This window comes from Anabaena sp. TISTR 8404 (assembly GCF_056847745.1).
On sequence record NZ_CP180578.1, the window covers coordinates 3,706,370 to 3,722,355 of the forward strand.

14 protein-coding genes are annotated in these 15,986 nt (G+C 39.6%); 5 read left to right on the forward strand and 9 right to left on the reverse strand.

Annotated features, from left to right (window positions below; genetic code table 11):
- Positions 1-20 precede the first annotated feature (20 nt).
- Entirely contained in the window at positions 21-596 is a 576-nt protein-coding gene (locus ACMX3D_RS15995) for a hypothetical protein (RefSeq protein WP_482746880.1), read from the reverse strand.
- Between the two features lie 455 nt (positions 597-1,051).
- Between ACMX3D_RS15995 and ACMX3D_RS16000 the strand changes: the two genes are divergently transcribed.
- On the forward strand, positions 1,052-1,954 hold the full coding sequence (locus ACMX3D_RS16000) for an alpha/beta fold hydrolase (protein WP_482746881.1): 903 nt from the start codon (positions 1,052-1,054) through the stop codon (positions 1,952-1,954).
- A gap of 129 nt (positions 1,955-2,083) precedes the next feature.
- On the opposite strand, the gene ACMX3D_RS16005 is transcribed toward ACMX3D_RS16000, so the two are convergent.
- A complete protein-coding gene (locus ACMX3D_RS16005; RefSeq protein WP_482746882.1) occupies positions 2,084-2,617 on the reverse strand; it encodes a DUF4330 domain-containing protein in 534 nt (177 codons plus the stop codon).
- Positions 2,618-2,969: 352 nt separating this feature from the next.
- Between ACMX3D_RS16005 and ACMX3D_RS16010 the strand changes: the two genes are divergently transcribed.
- Entirely contained in the window at positions 2,970-3,824 is an 855-nt protein-coding gene (locus ACMX3D_RS16010; protein WP_482746883.1) for a M48 family metallopeptidase, read from the forward strand.
- Between the two features lie 151 nt (positions 3,825-3,975).
- Here the strand turns inward: ACMX3D_RS16010 and ACMX3D_RS16015 are convergent, their stop codons facing one another.
- Positions 3,976-4,734, reverse strand: coding sequence for a metallophosphoesterase family protein (locus ACMX3D_RS16015; protein ID WP_482746884.1), 759 nt, complete (start codon positions 4,732-4,734; stop codon positions 3,976-3,978).
- Positions 4,735-4,950: 216 nt separating this feature from the next.
- Here ACMX3D_RS16015 and ACMX3D_RS16020 point away from each other — a divergent pair, with 216 nt between their 5' ends.
- Positions 4,951-5,232 (forward strand): DUF2470 domain-containing protein, encoded by a 282-nt coding sequence (locus tag ACMX3D_RS16020; RefSeq protein WP_482746885.1) that lies wholly within the window; start codon positions 4,951-4,953, stop codon positions 5,230-5,232.
- 108 nt (positions 5,233-5,340) lie between these two features.
- On the opposite strand, the gene ACMX3D_RS16025 is transcribed toward ACMX3D_RS16020, so the two are convergent.
- The gene (locus ACMX3D_RS16025; RefSeq protein WP_482746886.1) at positions 5,341-6,135 is read right to left on the reverse strand and encodes a Tab2 family RNA-binding protein; all 795 of its coding nucleotides are present in this window, start codon (positions 6,133-6,135) and stop codon (positions 5,341-5,343) included.
- 113 nt (positions 6,136-6,248) lie between these two features.
- Positions 6,249-8,462, reverse strand: coding sequence for an alpha-glucan family phosphorylase (gene glgP / locus ACMX3D_RS16030; RefSeq protein ID WP_482746887.1), 2,214 nt, complete (start codon positions 8,460-8,462; stop codon positions 6,249-6,251).
- Positions 8,463-9,903: 1,441 nt separating this feature from the next.
- Here glgP and ACMX3D_RS16035 point away from each other — a divergent pair.
- The gene (locus ACMX3D_RS16035) at positions 9,904-10,593 is read left to right on the forward strand and encodes a DUF6875 domain-containing protein (RefSeq protein ID WP_482746888.1); all 690 of its coding nucleotides are present in this window, start codon (positions 9,904-9,906) and stop codon (positions 10,591-10,593) included.
- A complete protein-coding gene (locus tag ACMX3D_RS16040; protein ID WP_482746889.1) occupies positions 10,594-13,320 on the forward strand; it encodes a non-ribosomal peptide synthetase in 2,727 nt (908 codons plus the stop codon). It begins immediately after the preceding gene.
- A 22-nt stretch (positions 13,321-13,342) separates the two neighbouring features.
- On the opposite strand, the gene fghA is transcribed toward ACMX3D_RS16040, so the two are convergent.
- From fghA to ACMX3D_RS16060, 4 genes are read right to left on the reverse strand one after another with little or no spacing between them, the layout of a single operon-like run.
- Positions 13,343-14,185, reverse strand: a complete 843-nt coding sequence (gene fghA, locus ACMX3D_RS16045) for an S-formylglutathione hydrolase (protein WP_482746890.1) — start codon at positions 14,183-14,185, stop codon at positions 13,343-13,345.
- A gap of 31 nt (positions 14,186-14,216) precedes the next feature.
- Positions 14,217-14,696: a DUF29 domain-containing protein gene (locus tag ACMX3D_RS16050; RefSeq protein WP_482746891.1), complete on the reverse strand. Its 480-nt coding sequence runs from the start codon at positions 14,694-14,696 to the stop codon at positions 14,217-14,219.
- 20 nt (positions 14,697-14,716) lie between these two features.
- On the reverse strand, positions 14,717-15,196 hold the full coding sequence (locus ACMX3D_RS16055; RefSeq protein WP_482746892.1) for a DUF29 domain-containing protein: 480 nt from the start codon (positions 15,194-15,196) through the stop codon (positions 14,717-14,719).
- A 52-nt stretch (positions 15,197-15,248) separates the two neighbouring features.
- Positions 15,249-15,911 carry a Uma2 family endonuclease gene (locus ACMX3D_RS16060; RefSeq protein ID WP_482746893.1) on the reverse strand — a complete coding sequence of 221 codons (663 nt, stop codon included), beginning with the start codon at positions 15,909-15,911 and terminating at the stop codon, positions 15,249-15,251.
- Positions 15,912-15,986: the final 75 nt, after the last annotated feature.

Sequence of the window (15,986 nt, forward strand, 5' to 3'; positions counted from 1 at the left end):
GTATTAATTTTTATTCACAATTAAATACAAAAACGAAAGTCATCGATAGTAAATTGACCATCAAAAGCACAAAAAGTAACAGAGTGAATGTTGTTTGCTGTGACAGACAACAAGGCATTCGGGGGTACAGCTGAGTCAGAATTGGCGAGATTGGCTCCAGGAAGTACGGTTTGGCCAAGAAGTTGACGATCGCCATCGTAAGCAGACATGACTAGCCGTTGTGAACTAGTCACATAAGCACTAACATAGTTGACTGGGTGTACAAAGTTGGCTTCCAGAAATCCGCTTTTTGGTGAACCCATCAATACTATTAGCCCAGAATGTGTAGGAAACGCTGGATTTGAGGGTTGGATGGCGATGGAATTTCGGAAAATTACACCCCAGCGCTCATACTGAGACTCTACAGATTCAAAACATTTTAAATCTTCTAAATTTAAACATACACAAATAGGGATACCTAGTTTGGCGGTTTCTAAAGTGTCTGCTAACTGTCCCCGCCAAGCTGAAGCTATATGCACATCGCAGTTTTCTAATGAATCTTTAAAATCTACCAACGTCGGTACTTTATCCGATTGAAGAGTAGCCTGCTTTACCACAACGCCCCGCCTTACCATTACCTAGAGAACGATTAGATAAGTAATTATATCTAAAGCTGTTTTTGTTGAACTCAGAATCGTTGTTAATCTTAGGTATTTCAACTATTCTGGACGCTCAAAACTTTCCGTAAGTTTTCTGATAGATTACCACAAAAAACCAATACACCTCATATGACTAAAGTAATAGAGGCTACTTGCTTAAATCTTATTCTGTGAGTATTTCCAGGCAAATACACTATAAAAGTGTGACAAAAAAATCACTGAATCTTTACACGTAAGCCAGTAATTTTACATCTGCTTAATCTGGCTGAGGCTAGAAGTGGAAAAATCGAAGATTTGCTAATAAATAATAGCAAGTGTGCGCAGTCAAACATGAACGGATCGGGTATTTAGGGTGCGGTTCACATTTGCTTCACTCAAATTTGTATTTGTTCATCAATGAGTAACAAAATTATATGTTTCAGCCACAGGGATTTGAGCAACGCTCGATCGTGACATCGTTAGGGAGAATGGTATACTATACCGCCACTGGTTTACCTTGGCAAGACACAGCGATCGCTAAACCAAAAACAGAAACTTTAGTTTTTCTGCATGGCTTTGGTGGTGGGTCTTCTGCCTATGAATGGTCAAAGGTTTACCCAGCTTTTGCTAGTGAATATCAGATTCTCGCCCCAGATTTAATCGGTTGGGGTAGATCAGAACATCCCGTCAGAAATTATCAGATTGAAGATTATTTAACGACGATTCGAGAATTTTTGCAGCAGACTTGTACAGGCCCCGTGACGGCGATCGCTTCTTCTTTGACCGCAGCGTTTACAATTCGAGTAGCGATCGCTCATCCTGAATTATTCAAGTCTTTAATTCTCACCACACCCGCTGGACTTTCGGATTTTGGCGAAGACTACTCCCGCAGTTTCTTTGCTCAGTTAGTCAGTGTACCTGTAATTGATCGTTTGCTGTACAGTACTGGTGTGGCTACCGAAGCAGGTATTCGGAGTTTTTTAGAGCAAAGACAATTTGCTCAAGCTAATCGAGTGTATCCAGAAATTGTCGAGGCTTATCTCCAATCTGCCCAGCAGCCTAATGCTGAATACGCAGCCCTATCTTTTGTCCGGGGTGACTTGTGCTTTGATTTATCTTTGTATATTCAAAAGTTGACAACTCCCACTGCGATTATTTGGGGGCAAAAATCCCAATTTACTGGCCCCGAAATTGGTCGCCGTCTAGCTGAGAACAACCCCCAAACGATTCGCGTATTTCAACAATTAGACGATGTGGGTTTAACGCCCCAGTTGGAACTACCAGCAGTCACCATTGGCTTAATTCGACAGTTTTTACCTTTAGTCAATAGTCAATAGTCAATAGTCAATGGTCAATCTTTATAGCTTCTAGCCATAAAGCCTATTTGAGTCAGTTGTTGAAGATTAATCCTTGTCCTGATCTAACCTACTGCTTCACTCAATGTACTATTGACCATTGACTCTTGACTATTTATTTTGCACCCGCACATCAATAACAGTTGCATTGAAGTTGTAGTTAAAGCCTTCTAACTCAAAAGGCATACCAATTTTGACTTTGCTGTTACCTAATACTGGGCCACTTTCAGTGACTTGCGCTTTACCTTCCAAAGTTAAAAGCATATCTGTACTGAAATTGTTAGTTCTAGGATCTGGTAATTCTTTAACAGAACCATCTGGTTGAGTTGCAGTTACAGTTCTTGGTAGCAGTTGCACAGATTTAATTCCAATTTGACCGTAAGGCTGATTACGGATAATAACGTTGGTTTTACCACCTTTTTTAAATCCATTGTCAAATAAGCGTTCCGGGTCGCGCACATTCAAACCCCGAACTGCTAAATCTACCTCAATCGGGACTGTTTTCGCACCAACTTGGGCGACAGAACCAGAGGTACCAGGAAAGATGAAGATTCCAACTATAACTAGCAGAATTACGAGTGCAGCGCCTAAATCAAGAATGTTGATTTTACCGAACAAGCGACCTTTGGAATCAAAAATAGCCATAAAAACTTTTCCTAAAGACAAACAAAGTATTTGATTGTAGCAACAAAGTTGATCAAGGACAGGACAATTTTCCCGACCGAGGTAAGACTGAAAGATGGCTGGGCGTTGTAGTCTTGCGACAGTGTATCACGAGTTGAAAAAATCGGCGTAGAGTCGGCAAATCCTTTACACCCAGACTTTTCTCTATTACCTATCACCTGTAACCTGTCACCTAATATAAATACCTCTGGGGATAATATGGGCGATCGCATCCGTAGTCTTAAGATCAAAATGCAACTTCAAAAGCTGTAATTTCGTCTCATATTTTGTCCGATTATTTTCGCTTGCTCCAAAATTATTATCAGAAATGCTTATGATGACTTGGAAAGGTTTTTCGGCAAATTATCGTCGGTGGCGACGTAGTTGGTTATATCCAGTTATTTCGGTCGTAGTCGCCCTCAGTTTGTGCCTGAGTACACCCTCACCCAGTCGGGCTATAGATTTGTTACCGCTGTTGTTCCAAGGAGCGCAAATACTCCAGCTTTCTAATATATCTGATCGCCAGGAAGTAGACCTTGGCAAACAGATGAATGATGAACTAAAAAATGGGGAAGTTCGCCTTTACCGAAATGCAGAGGTGAATCGTTATGTACAAGAAGTTGGTCAAAGATTGGTAGCTTATAGCGATCGCCCCAATCTTCCCTTTACATTCCAGGTTGTAGAAGACAACTCTGTTAATGCTTTTGCAACTACAGGGGGTTTTGTGTATGTCAACACAGGTTTGCTGAAAACAGCAGAAAATGAAGCAGAACTAGCCAGTGTAATGGCTCATGAAATTGGTCACATTGGTGGAAAGCATCTGGTTAAACAACTGCGGCAAAGAGCGCTTGCTAGTGGTGTAGCAACAGCAGCGGGTTTAGACCGTAATCAAGCAGTGGCGATTGGTGTAGACTTAGCACTTAACCGGCCGCGCAGTCGTCAAGATGAGTTTGATGCGGATAGAAGAGGTTTAAAAACTTTATCTAGAGCAGGCTATGCCCAATCGGGAATGGTTTCCTTTATGCAAAAGCTGTTGAATAGCGGCTCTGTGCCAACATTTTTGAGTACACACCCGGCTACTAGCGATCGCATTACTAATCTTAAACGTGAAATTAATGCCCAACCTAGTAGTGGGCGTGACGGCTTGGATAAGGCTGCTTATCGAGCTAGAATCCGACCATTACTTTAGTGCTGAGTGCTGAGTGCTGAGTGCTGAGTAGAGATCCAGTATTTACCCTACGGGAAATCACTCCGCGTCTACAGTAGTTTCAGCAATCAAAATAGTCCTAAATCTATGCTTCGACTGTCATATTTACCTGTGCAAAGTCAACAGTCAAAAATTACGCTCGCTGCGGATGGCGGCGAGCTTTGATTTGGGAAGGTTCAACCGTAACCACCCCATCTTCTAAGGGTAAGGTACGCAGGCTATTTTGAAAAACATTAACTTGATAAATTAGCTGATTGGTAATATCTAATCCGGTTAACCAACCACTGCGGGGATGATATGCTCCTGTATCAATATCTAGCCATCCTCGACCTTCGGCAAGTTTGCCAGGAGTAACGTTTGGTAAGGTAAAAGTTATAGTATGCCCAACAATAATTAGCTTATCAGGAAAGTAAGGCTTTTCAATACTGTGAAATTCATCTCTAATCCAGCAGAACTGTTCGGCAGTTTGTTCTGCCAAAGGCATGGCAGGATCTAATCCAGCGTGAGTTAACCAAATGTCTCCCAAATCTAGATAGGTGGGTAGAGCTTGAAACCACTCAAGGTGGTCGTGGGGAATGGTAGATGTTTGGTAGCTGCTAAGAGTTGCTTGTCCGCCACTATAAAGCCATGCCTGCATGGCTTGTGTGGGAACATTTTTGTGGGTGAAGAGACTTAACAACATCTGCTCATGATTACCTAGCAGACAGGGATAATTATTCTGCTGTACAAAATTAACTACATGGTAGCTGTGAGGGCCTCGATCAATTAAGTCTCCGAGAAAATATACTTGATCATTTGATGTCGGTGCGATCGCCTCTAACAAGGTCATCAAGCCTTCATAATGGCCATGCACATCCCCAATAACTATTCGTCGTTGCCTAGTTTCGCTCATCGGCTTTTAGCTGGAATAATAATAAGTTTAATATTTTTGCTACAGTATAAGCGCTACGTATTCCGTAAACACAGATAAAAAATACTGAATAAATAGAAAGTTATTTTAAGTATTGTCTGGATAAATCAAGTTGGATTTGCACATATACATAGCACTGCTACAAATCTGCTTTAGATTAGCCTAAAATTTAGGCTGTTGTCTTAATTTGATTGCAAAATGTCTGATCAGTTTACTACTGAAATTAGCGCCCGTATCTGCAACCACATGAATGAAGATCATGCTGATGCGGTACTGCTGTATGCACAAGCTTTTGGTGCGGTAACAGAAGCGACATCTGCCCAAATGCTTTCAATCGATGCTGAAGGTATGGATTTAACTGCACAAGTGAATGGAGAAGCAACACCAGTGCGTATCCAATTTGATCATGTTTTAGCTAATGCAGAAGATGCCCATCAAACGTTGATTGCGATGGTAAAACAGGCGCGAGTCAAGGGATGAGAGGTTAGGCTAATCTTAAATTAATTAGATCTGCTTTGAAAATAAAACGCTTTCTCACTCAAGTAGGGTAATTTCTTGAGCCTGTCTTGTTTGAACCATAATCTATAATTATTCAGCGGTTTGTAATAACCAAAAGCCGCTGTAAGTTATGCCAGAATCATCAGGTTGGATTAACAAAAAATGCAATCCGCGGCTTTGTTGCTTACGTTGTTCATAAACATTAGCAGCGGCGGCGACTTCAGAATCTTCAAAGGTGGCTAATACCCATCTATCTACCAAACCAGCTTCTAAAATTAAACCATCGGGCGCACCTGCGATGTAATTCAAGGAGACAGGATGTGCTGTTCCTAACCAGCGTGCCAAACGCATCGATTGTCTACCACCGTAAATTATTACACCAGGAACAGGTACTGTTGAGGCTAAACCCAGATTTAAAGGTTTAAGAAATTCTGGCATAGATAAAATGGGAATGGGGCGATCGCTAAATTCTGTTTCTAAATCGCCAGCTGCTAAAGTTGCAAAGCGCCACTGTTCACCCCAGAGGTTTTCTGGTAATGGTAAGGGTGCAGGTTTTTCCAAACTAACAGCAGAATGCCTGTCTTGTAACCACTGTTTTAGAGCGAGAGTCCGGCGGGTAGGTTCCACCGCAATACCTAAATTTCGTCCAGCTGTCTCAATTAAACTCAACGACTGAGGACGAAAAACTTGAATGACATCGGGTAATTCTGCACCTGCTGCTTGTTGAATTTGTTCAGTCACCCAACTTGAATTTGCTTCTGGCTGAAGACAGGTAGCTGTATACTCAAAGCTGCGAGTTGCATCACAAATCAACAACTCCCATAAAACTTGTTTAGATGTATCCTGCTGTGAACTCCGATAAAAATCGGCTTGCCATATACGCATATTAGTTAATCGCTAACTTTTGCTAGTTCCAAATAATTTTATTTTTGACAAAAAAAGGGGTAGGTTAACCTACCCCTTTATTGAACCAGGAAAATTAAGATTCTTTAAAGACTCTATAGCAAAACCTTAGCCAAAATTGGTTCAACATGGGCAGCAATTTCTGGGACATACACCTGAGAAACATAGTCAGCAATCATTCTATCAGTGTTGAACAGTGGTGCATTGGTTTTGATTGATGCTTTCATCATCTGTATCCAGCGGTGAGGAATACCTTGAGCATCTTGGTCGTAGTATAGAGGAACAATCTCTTGTTCTAAAAGCTGATACAGTGATTGCGAATCTATGCGGTCTTGCAATTCTTGGTCGCTTGTGTGAGCATCTTCACCAATTGCCCAACCGTTAATTCCTTTACCGTCTGCGCCAGCTTGATAACCTTCACACCACCAACCATCTAGAACACTGCAATTCAGCCCGCCGTTAAAGCAGACTTTTTGTCCACTTGTACCGGATGCTTCGAGGGGGCGACGGGGGTTATTTAACCAAACATCAACGCCCTGAACGAGTTTTTGTCCAGTGTGAATATCGTAATCTTCAATAAAGGCAACTCGGTGGATAATTCCCGAATTATGACACCATTCCATCAGGCGTTGGATAATGCGTTTACCTTCTTCATCGGCTGGGTGTGCTTTCCCTGCAAAGACAATCTGTACTGGACGTTGGGCATTGCCAAAAATCTTCACAGCCCTTTGGGCATCGCGTAAAATCAAATCGCCCCGTTTGTAAGGGCTGAAGCGTCTAGCGAAACCAATGGTTAAGATATTTGGGTCAAGCAAGTTGTCAACGGCTTGAAGACTTTGATAATCTTCACCCCGTTGTTCGCGTGATTTTTTGACTTTATAACGAGTGTAAGCAATTAGTCTTTCTTTGAGTATTTGATGTCTTGCCCAGAGTTCTTCGTCAGGAATTTCATCAACTTTCGTCCACATCTTGGGATCAATGGCACGAGTTTTCCAGTCTTCACCTAAATACTGGTCATATAAGTCAGCCATTAAAGGTGCAGTCCAAGTGGGTGCATGAACACCATTGGTAATGTAACCAATTGGAACTGTGTCTTCTGTGCGGTGTGGATAAAGAACAGTCCACATTTTCCGGGAGACTTTGCCGTGTAATTCACTTACGCCGTTGCAAGCACGACACATCCGCAATGCTAAAACGGTCATACCAAAGGGTTCCCAAGGGTCGCCGAGTCTCCGCGCCCCTAAAGCGAGAAATTGTTCGCGGGATAGTCCTAATTGCGGCCAGTATTGGGCAAAGTAGGAGTCTATTAAATCGGGTGAGAAGACATCGTGACCTGCGGGTACAGGGGTGTGGGTGGTGAATACACAGCTTTTTTTGACGCTGGCTTCAATATCGTAGAAGGATTTGCCTGTACGTTCAATTTCTTGGCGGGCAATTTCTAGGGTGCAGAAGGCAGCGTGTCCTTCGTTGAGGTGATGCACAGCAGGTTTAATTCCCAAGGCGGTTAAAGCCCTGACTCCACCAATGCCTAGGACGACTTCTTGGGCAATGCGGGTTTCTAAGTTACCGCCATACAAATGTCCTGTCAGCCAGCGGTCGATGGGATCGTTGTCTTGGCGATCGCTATCTAGTAAATATAAAGTTACACGCCCGACTTGCACTTGCCAAATTTGCACTTTTACTTGCCGTTGGCGAATCTCTATCTGGATAGTTAGTGGTTCCCCTTGGGCGGTTTTAATTAACTCCAGGGGCATTTTGTGGAAGGGGTTATCCAGATAATAGTCTTCTTGCCAACCTTGGCGGTTCAAGCGTTGCCGAAAGTAGCCTTGGCGATACAATAAGCCAACACCCACCATCGGTACACCCAAATCTGAGGATGATTTCAGGTGATCTCCGGCTAGAATACCCAAGCCGCCAGAGTAAATCGGTAGAGATTCATGGATGCCAAATTCGGCGCAAAAATAAGCAATTGGGTGTTCAGCAGAAACTTGCGGTGCTACTCGACTCACCCAAGTATCTTGCTGTGCCATGTATTGGTCAAATTCTTTGACTAAGGCAGAAATCTGCTTCAGGTACAGTGGGTCTTCTGCTAGTTGTGTCAGACGTTCGTAACTTGCTGACTCTAAAATCGCTACTGGGTTATGTCCACAACGTTCCCATTCTTGGGGATCGATGCTTTGAAATAATGATATGCGATCACTACTCCAACTCCACCAATAGTTATATGCTAAATCTGCTAAACGCTTGAGGGGAAAAGGCATCTTTGCGCTTAAACTTAGCGCTGCTGTCATTGCACTGCTGTTAGCCATATAAATCTAAACTCTCTCTTAACTTTTGCGATTTCACTTATCGTCTGCTTCCATACAATTGCCTTCAGGTTGATTCCGCCGGAGTCTTCATTTGTGAATTCTCCCCTGAAGGCGAAGCCGTTTTTAGCATCAATGCTCTGTCAAAATTAATGATTTTTCTGTCTCTCAATTTTTTAGTATTATCTCTGGTTTATGCAAATTTTTCCTATCAATTTGCATCACTTTTATTTACAAAAATTTTTATATTATTAATTTTTATTTCAATACCATTATTTATCACAACGTTATGATTTACAAAAACCACAAGGGTCAGATATCCAAAGTCTTCAAAAACTTGGGTATTTGTTTAGGCATGATTGATGATTTTTGTATTTACCTAAAGGTTTTCACAAGATATCGAATTAGAAATTATTGCTAAATATTAGGTTGAATAATTAACATACCGAAAAACTCTAACTTTGGTAAAGCTAAAAACACCAGCCAATATAGGTACTTCCAACTAAAAAGATATACTATCACTGTGTAGGTAGGGGGCTGGGGGCTGGGAGCAGAGGGAAAAAGACAAATATCCTCTCTTAAAAATTGGATGTTTTATTTTCTGCAAGTCCCATAAAGGCGATTTTTTAATATACAGCAGGGAACAGGGAACAGGGGACAGGGAATAGGCTCGAAAGTCTTGTTGTACATTGCTTTTTGGTGAAAACTTGTACCTCATTCACCTGCAATCTGCTGTATATTCTTGTGCCTATCCGGTAGGATGTTATTTGCTTGATAGCAAAACAAGCAAATAACATGATAATCGGTTGAGTATTAAAATTAGCGATCGCATAAATAAAATATTACTATTCAAGTTATAGTCCCCTATTTTGCGCTTTTTTTAATATAAGTATATCTATTGATGCTTAAACAAATTATAGCATAATGGCTTAATACTTTTTTTATAAATAGTTTTTAGAACGGGTTTTTACATAAAGTTTTTATGAATTAACTAGTTAAATATTGTGTATGGTGTAGAGTTATGAGAAGTTTTAGAAAGTTTATACAAATATAGCTACTACACGCTTAGTAAATAAATGCTTGTTTATTAGCTTTGTTGCTACAGATTAAGCAACACACTTAGCTATAAAAACAAGCAAAGGTTACTCCAATATTTTTATTTTTTTAATAAAAATTATGGCAATCATAGTATTGCATATATACTCTATCTAATCAAAGATAGAGTATTTTTTTGGTTATATAAATCAAGCGTAATATCTATCTTTAGGTAGTATTAATATAATCAGAATTTATTTTATTAAATAAATAGATTTCGTAAGAACTCAACATAAAAAGATGAACTGCAAATATATATTCATTTTCATTGAATATATAGTATTTAGTTTGCAGCAGTTGAGTTTTTAGTAAAAATATCTAGCAGCAAACAACTTTCAGTGATTAAAATATGGTGCAACTCTATACACCTGATGAGATTGATCAGCTTCAACAAGATATTCCTTATTTAGTTGAAACTTGGAATTGGTTGAGAAATTTTTTAGCTAAACCTCATTCAGATTTAGGTAGAGCTGGGAGTGTTTGTCCATATATCCCTAAAGCACTAAACTCAAATAGTATCAGGCTGAAAGTTATTCGTTCTAAAAATATAGGGCAGCAGGAAATATCAGATATAGTTTTAAATTACCGGAATGCTTTTTTAGATTTAGAACCAAAAGCCAAAGAAGAATCAATTTATAAAGCAATAATTCTGATATTTCCTGATGTAAACCATGAAGATGCGCCCAGACTAATTGACGCTGTACAAAAGCAACTTAAGCCCTTATTTGTGGAATTAGGGCTAATGCTTGGAGAATTCCACCAGCGTAATGAAACGTCTGGATTACATAATCCTAATTTTCGTCCGCTTCGTAGTCCTATTCCCATGTTAGCTATCCGCTTTATGGTTGAGTCGGATCTACCTTTTTTGCTAAGTGCAGATGATCTATACCATCGAGTTAGATATTTAGAAGCTTATTTAAAACACTTTCATCAGAAATTCAAAGATGAAAATAAACTTGAAACTGCTAGTCAAGCATTAGCTCTTGCAAAAAAACAGATAGCAACCGAAGATTTACTATTTCATGAATTAATTTCATAAATGCCTAACTTTTTATTTGATTTCGATGAGCAACAAAATCTTCAGGTGAATACTTTGATTAATACTGAGACTTCCCAAACTTTACAAAAGTGTGATCAGACTGAAAAAACTAACACTCAATTGATATGTATTCATCAGATGTTTGAGCAGCAGGTAGAACGCTCACCTGATGAAATTGCTGTGGTGTTTAATAATCAGCAACTCACTTATAGAGAGTTAAATCAGCAAGCGAACCAGTTAGCGCATTATCTACGTTCTTTGGGAGTTGGGAATGAAGTATTAGTAGGTATTTGTGTAGAGCGATCCTTAGAAATGGCGATCGCAATCTTAGCAGTTATTAAAGCTGGTGGTGCTTATGTACCGTTAGATCCATCCTATCCTGCTGAACGCTTAAACTTTATATTGCAAGACACCCAAGCGCCTGTAATCTTAACCAAAGAGAAATTTATTAATAGCCTGCCGCCAAGTCACCAAGAAAAATTAATTTGTCTTGATTCAGATTGGCAGGTAATTGCTCAGAATAGCCAGGAAAATCCTGTAAATACAACTAACATAGATAACCTTATCTATGTCATCTACACATCCGGTTCCTCAGGACAACCAAAAGGTGTGATGATTCCTCATAAAGGCATTTGTAATCAGCTTAACTGGCGACAAACAACCTTTAAATTAACAGCAGCAGACAAAGTTTTGCAGACAATTTCATTTAGTTTTGATCCCTCAGTCTGGCAAATTTTCTGGCCTTTGTGCTTTGGCGCACAGTTGGTAATGGCTCATCCAGATGGGCATCGGGACAGCGCTTATTTAGTGAAAGTAATCTGTGAACAGCAAATTACTGTCATCGCCCTAGTACCTTCTCTACTGCAAGTTTTGTTAGAAGAAAAGGAAATTGAAAATTGTCTATGCCTTAAACACATTACTTGTGGGGGTGAAGCTTTATCTGTTGAATTGATAGAACGCTTTTTTGAGCGTTTACCACTAGATAATGTGCTAGTTAATTGCTACGGGCCAACAGAAGCTTCCATTGACACTAGTTTCTGGAAGTGTCAGCGTGGAACTAATTATATTTTGGCTCCGATTGGTCGCCCTATTAGCAATACAGAAATTTATATCTTGAATGAAGATTTGCAGCCTGTCACTGTCGATGAACCAGGGGAACTATATATTGGTGGTGTTGGTTTAGCACGGGGCTATCTCAACCGTCCGCAACTTACAGCAGAGAATTTCATTCCCCACCCTTTTAGCAAAGAACCAGGTACACGCCTTTACAAAACTGGAGATTTAGTCCGTTACTTACCAGACGGTAACATTGAATTTTTGGGTCGTATCGACCAGCAACTAAAGATTCGTGGCTTTCGCATTGAACTGGGAGAAATCGAAGCCATACTCAATCAACATCCAGCGATAAAACAAACCTTGGTTGTAGCTAGAGAAGATATTCCTGGTAACAAAATACTGGTGGCGTATGTTGTTGCTTATCCTGAAAAAATCCCTAGCCAGAGTCAATTACATCGCTTTTTGCAAGACCAGCTGCCTGAGTATATGATACCTGCTGCCTTCGTCTTCTTGGATGCGCTGCCATTAAATCCGAATGGCAAAGTAGACCGTCATAGTTTACCTAAACCTGAGTTATTGGTACAGAAAACTAGAGAAAGTTTTGTTGCGCCTCGTAATTCATTAGAAATGCAATTGGCTGAGATTTGGCAACAAGTTTTAGGAATTTCATCTATTGGGGTGAAAGATAACTTTTTTGAGTTGGGGGGAAACTCATTATTAGCAATGCGGCTATTAATTGAGATTAACTGTAAGTTGGGTAAAAGGTTGCCTTTATCTACTTTTTTAGCAACGCAGACAATAGAAGAGTTAGCAAATGTATTAACTGACCAAGAACAATCAAAGCCATTTTCATCTTTGGTACTAATTCAAACGGCTGGGACTAAACCGCCGCTGTTCTTGGTTCATGCAATGGGGGGTAATGTTTTATTCTATCGAGATTTAGTACGGTATTTAGAAGTAGATCAACCAGTTTATGGGCTACAAGCACAAGGATTGGATGGACAACAAGCTCCTTGTACTTCTATGGTTAAAATGGCATCTTGTTATCTTCAAGAAATCCGCCAGATTCAGAGTCATGGCCCTTATTTTTTAGGAGGCTTTTCTTTTGGAGGTATGGTAGCCTTTGAAATGGCTCAACAACTGTATGCTGAGGGAGAAGAAGTTGCGTTGCTGGCTTTGTTTGATACTGTCTCTTCACTGTCTGGAAATTCGGATATTACTAAAGTTGGGAAATCTCAGTTTTTTCACTTGTTTAAACTTTTGAGTTTGTCGCCAAAAGACCAGTTAACTTATCTGTGGGAAAGAATAAATTGGCATTTAACAGTAGGGAAGTTCAGCATTTTTTATCAGCTTTATCTTTGTTATATCAAACGCTCAACTATTGACTTGCAATTCTTAGCTATTACTTCAGCTAACCATCAAGCTGGAACGAGTTATTTACCGTTAGCTTATCCTGGTAAATTGACTGTATTTCGAGCTAGTAATTCAGAATTAGGTTTAGAATTAAAGCCTGATTTAGGATGGAGTCAGTTAGCAAATGGCGGTGTAGAAAGCTATGAAATTCCCGGTTCTCATGCAACTATAATGCATGAACCAAACGTTAAATTTCTCGCTGATAAATTAACTTTTTGTTTACAACAGGCACGAGTAATTCCAATTCATAATTCATAATTACGTAAGTCAAAACTTGAATTTAAGTTAGAGCGATCGCATGATGGCGAATGTGGTCTGCTATAAAGCTAGAGATGAAATAATAACTATGATCGTAGCCAACTTGGTAACGTAAATTTAAAGGTTGATTTACAGAGGTGCAAGCTTGCTCAAATACTTCTGTTTTTAATTGTTCCGTTAAAAATTTATCCGCAGTGCCTTGGTCAATTAAAATTGGACTGTGATATCCTAACTGCTTGACTAATTCACTAGCATCATAAGCACGCCAATTATCTTGATTATTACCTAAATAACCATTAAAAGCTTTTTGTCCCCAAGGGCAACGCATAGGTGTAACAATAGGTGCAAAAGCTGATACTGATTTATATTGTTCTGGGTTACGCATTGCACAAACTAGCGCCCCATGTCCGCCCATTGAATGACCGAAAATGCCTTGTTTATTAGTTTGTACTGGGAAGTTAGCCGCAATCACAGCAGGTAATTCTTGGACGATGTAACTATACATTTGATAGTGCGATCGCCAAGGTTCTACGGTAGCATCTACATAAAATCCCGCACCTGTGCCAAAATCCCAATCATCATCTTCACTTGGAATGCCTGTGTGGCGTGGGCTAGTATCTGGTGCAACTAATATTAAACCATGCTCGGCTGCATAGCGTTGCGCCCCCGCCTTGACCATAAAATTTTCTTCCGTACAAGTCAAACCAGACAGAAAGTAGAGAACTGGTACTGGTTTGTGTGCTGATTGTGGGGGCTGATAAACAGCAAAGCGCATTTCACTGTTGCAAGTTGCGGAAGCATGAGAGTAAAAACCAAGTTTACCGTCAAAACATTTGTATTCTGAGATGATTTGAAGATGAGTCACGATTTTAATAGCGAAGTTGTTGCGATCGCTATTATTCCATTAAATCGTCGCTTGCAGGTTCGCCAGGATAAAAGCTTTCATTAATAATCTCAGCTAACATATACAAACATTGCTGAGGAAAATTTGAAATTGGCAGGTTAGTTTCTCCTGATGCTAAATCTCTAGCATTTTCATAAGCTTCATAAATTGCTGTTTCTAAATAAGACTGTAAACTAGGATTTTCTGCTAGTAATTTGAGGATTTCCCGGCGTTGGATGCGAATTGTAGCTAACCAACTACGACTACGTTTTGTCGGTTGATATTCCCATTTCAACAAATGTCCAATTAATATGCTGAGGCGATTTCTCAATTCTTGGCGTTCCTTTCTCCCCAAAGATTCAATCTCCTCGATTAAATTCCCCAAGTCAAGTTGATGCCATTGTTGCTGACGCAGTAAGTTAGCTTGTTGCTGACTCCAAGCATAAAAATCTGTTTCATAAAGATTTGTATGTTTGTTTTGTGGTGTTTGCATAGTGAAAACTTAATTAAATTTTACTCCATCAAATCATCGCTTGCAGGTTCGCCAGGATAAAAGCGATCGCTTAAAATTTCTTTTAAAGAATAAGGGCAATGTTGTGGGAAAGTTTTAATTGGAAGATTAGTTTCTACAGTAGCTAAAGCAATTGCTTTAATGTACGCTTTTTCAAAAATTTCTGGTAAATATGATTGTAAGCTAGGATTTTCTATTAGTATTTCCGCAGTATCTAAACGTTGGATGCGAATTGTAGCTAACCAACTACGACTGCGTTTTGTGGGTTGATATTCCCATTTCAACAAATGTCCAATTAATATGCTGAGGCGATTTCGTAATTCTTGGCGTTCCTTTCTCCCCAAAGATTCAATCTCCTCGATTAAATTAGCCAAGTCAAGTTGATGCCATTGTTGCTGACGCAGTAAGTTAGCTTGTTGCTGACTCCAAGCATAAAAATCTGTTTCATAGAGATTTGTTGGTTGGCTTTGTGGTGTTTGCATAATTAAATCTAAGTGAACTTTTATGCCCTCGAATCATCGCCAACAGGTAAACTTATTGTTGGAGTAATGTTTGTATTTTTTTACGGAAAGCACGTTTAGTTTGGGTTTCTCCTTGAGTTTTGCATTGTGCTAAAAACTCATAAACCATTGATTTAGTTAGTAGAGAAAATGTTGCACTAATATCTGATTCTTGATACTCACCTTTCTCTAAAAGATAAATAGTTAATTTTGTCCCGTTGTAACGCCAAAATTCAGGAACTTTCATGTCCTGATACATTTGTTTCTTGTTGATATCTGTATGAGTTATATCTACTTCTAAAATCAAATCTGGTGGTGGATCTACTGATAAATCTACTATTTTACCTCTCACAAGAGGCTCATTTTGAATGTAGTAACACTTATCAGGTTCTGGACTAGACTTGAGAATTGGAATTTTGAGTGTAGTCGAACCCATACTCTTGAGATTAAAATTAAGCTCTTCTGCCAGTAATTCAATCAATTGACCAACTAAACTATTAGCACTTTCATGTTCTTCTAAAGGAGTCATAATCTCCAACATTCCCTGATAATATGTGAGTCGGGCTGCACGATTATCACCCAAAGCATCAAGAATTTTCTCATAAGCATCCCAACTGATGTTCTGCAACGTGACGCGCTTTTCTGCAAATGGTTTTTCTTTAAGATTGCTGTTGATAACTTCACTGGTAGTAACCATTTTCATCTCCCAAGTTTGGTAGCAATCAAATTATCAATAATTTGTCGGGGTGTAGTTTACCCCGCCCTTTAATCT

Excerpts from the sequence above, each read along its gene's own strand:
- ACMX3D_RS16010 (WP_482746883.1), top strand. The coding sequence starts at position 2,970 with ATGATGACTTGGAAAGGTTTTTCGGCAAATTATCGTCGGTGGCGACGT.
- ACMX3D_RS16025 (WP_482746886.1), bottom strand. The coding sequence starts at position 6,135 with ATGCGTATATGGCAAGCCGATTTTTATCGGAGTTCACAGCAGGATACA.
- ACMX3D_RS16040 (WP_482746889.1), top strand. The coding sequence starts at position 10,594 with ATGCCTAACTTTTTATTTGATTTCGATGAGCAACAAAATCTTCAGGTG.
- ACMX3D_RS16020 (WP_482746885.1), top strand. The coding sequence starts at position 4,951 with ATGTCTGATCAGTTTACTACTGAAATTAGCGCCCGTATCTGCAACCAC.
- ACMX3D_RS16035 (WP_482746888.1), top strand. The coding sequence starts at position 9,904 with ATGGTGCAACTCTATACACCTGATGAGATTGATCAGCTTCAACAAGAT.
- ACMX3D_RS16060 (WP_482746893.1), bottom strand. The coding sequence starts at position 15,911 with ATGGTTACTACCAGTGAAGTTATCAACAGCAATCTTAAAGAAAAACCA.
- ACMX3D_RS16005 (WP_482746882.1), bottom strand. The coding sequence starts at position 2,617 with ATGGCTATTTTTGATTCCAAAGGTCGCTTGTTCGGTAAAATCAACATT.
- ACMX3D_RS16055 (WP_482746892.1), bottom strand. The coding sequence starts at position 15,196 with ATGCAAACACCACAAAGCCAACCAACAAATCTCTATGAAACAGATTTT.
- ACMX3D_RS16050 (WP_482746891.1), bottom strand. The coding sequence starts at position 14,696 with ATGCAAACACCACAAAACAAACATACAAATCTTTATGAAACAGATTTT.
- ACMX3D_RS16015 (WP_482746884.1), bottom strand. The coding sequence starts at position 4,734 with ATGAGCGAAACTAGGCAACGACGAATAGTTATTGGGGATGTGCATGGC.
- glgP (WP_482746887.1), bottom strand. The coding sequence starts at position 8,462 with ATGGCTAACAGCAGTGCAATGACAGCAGCGCTAAGTTTAAGCGCAAAG.
- ACMX3D_RS16000 (WP_482746881.1), top strand. The coding sequence starts at position 1,052 with ATGTTTCAGCCACAGGGATTTGAGCAACGCTCGATCGTGACATCGTTA.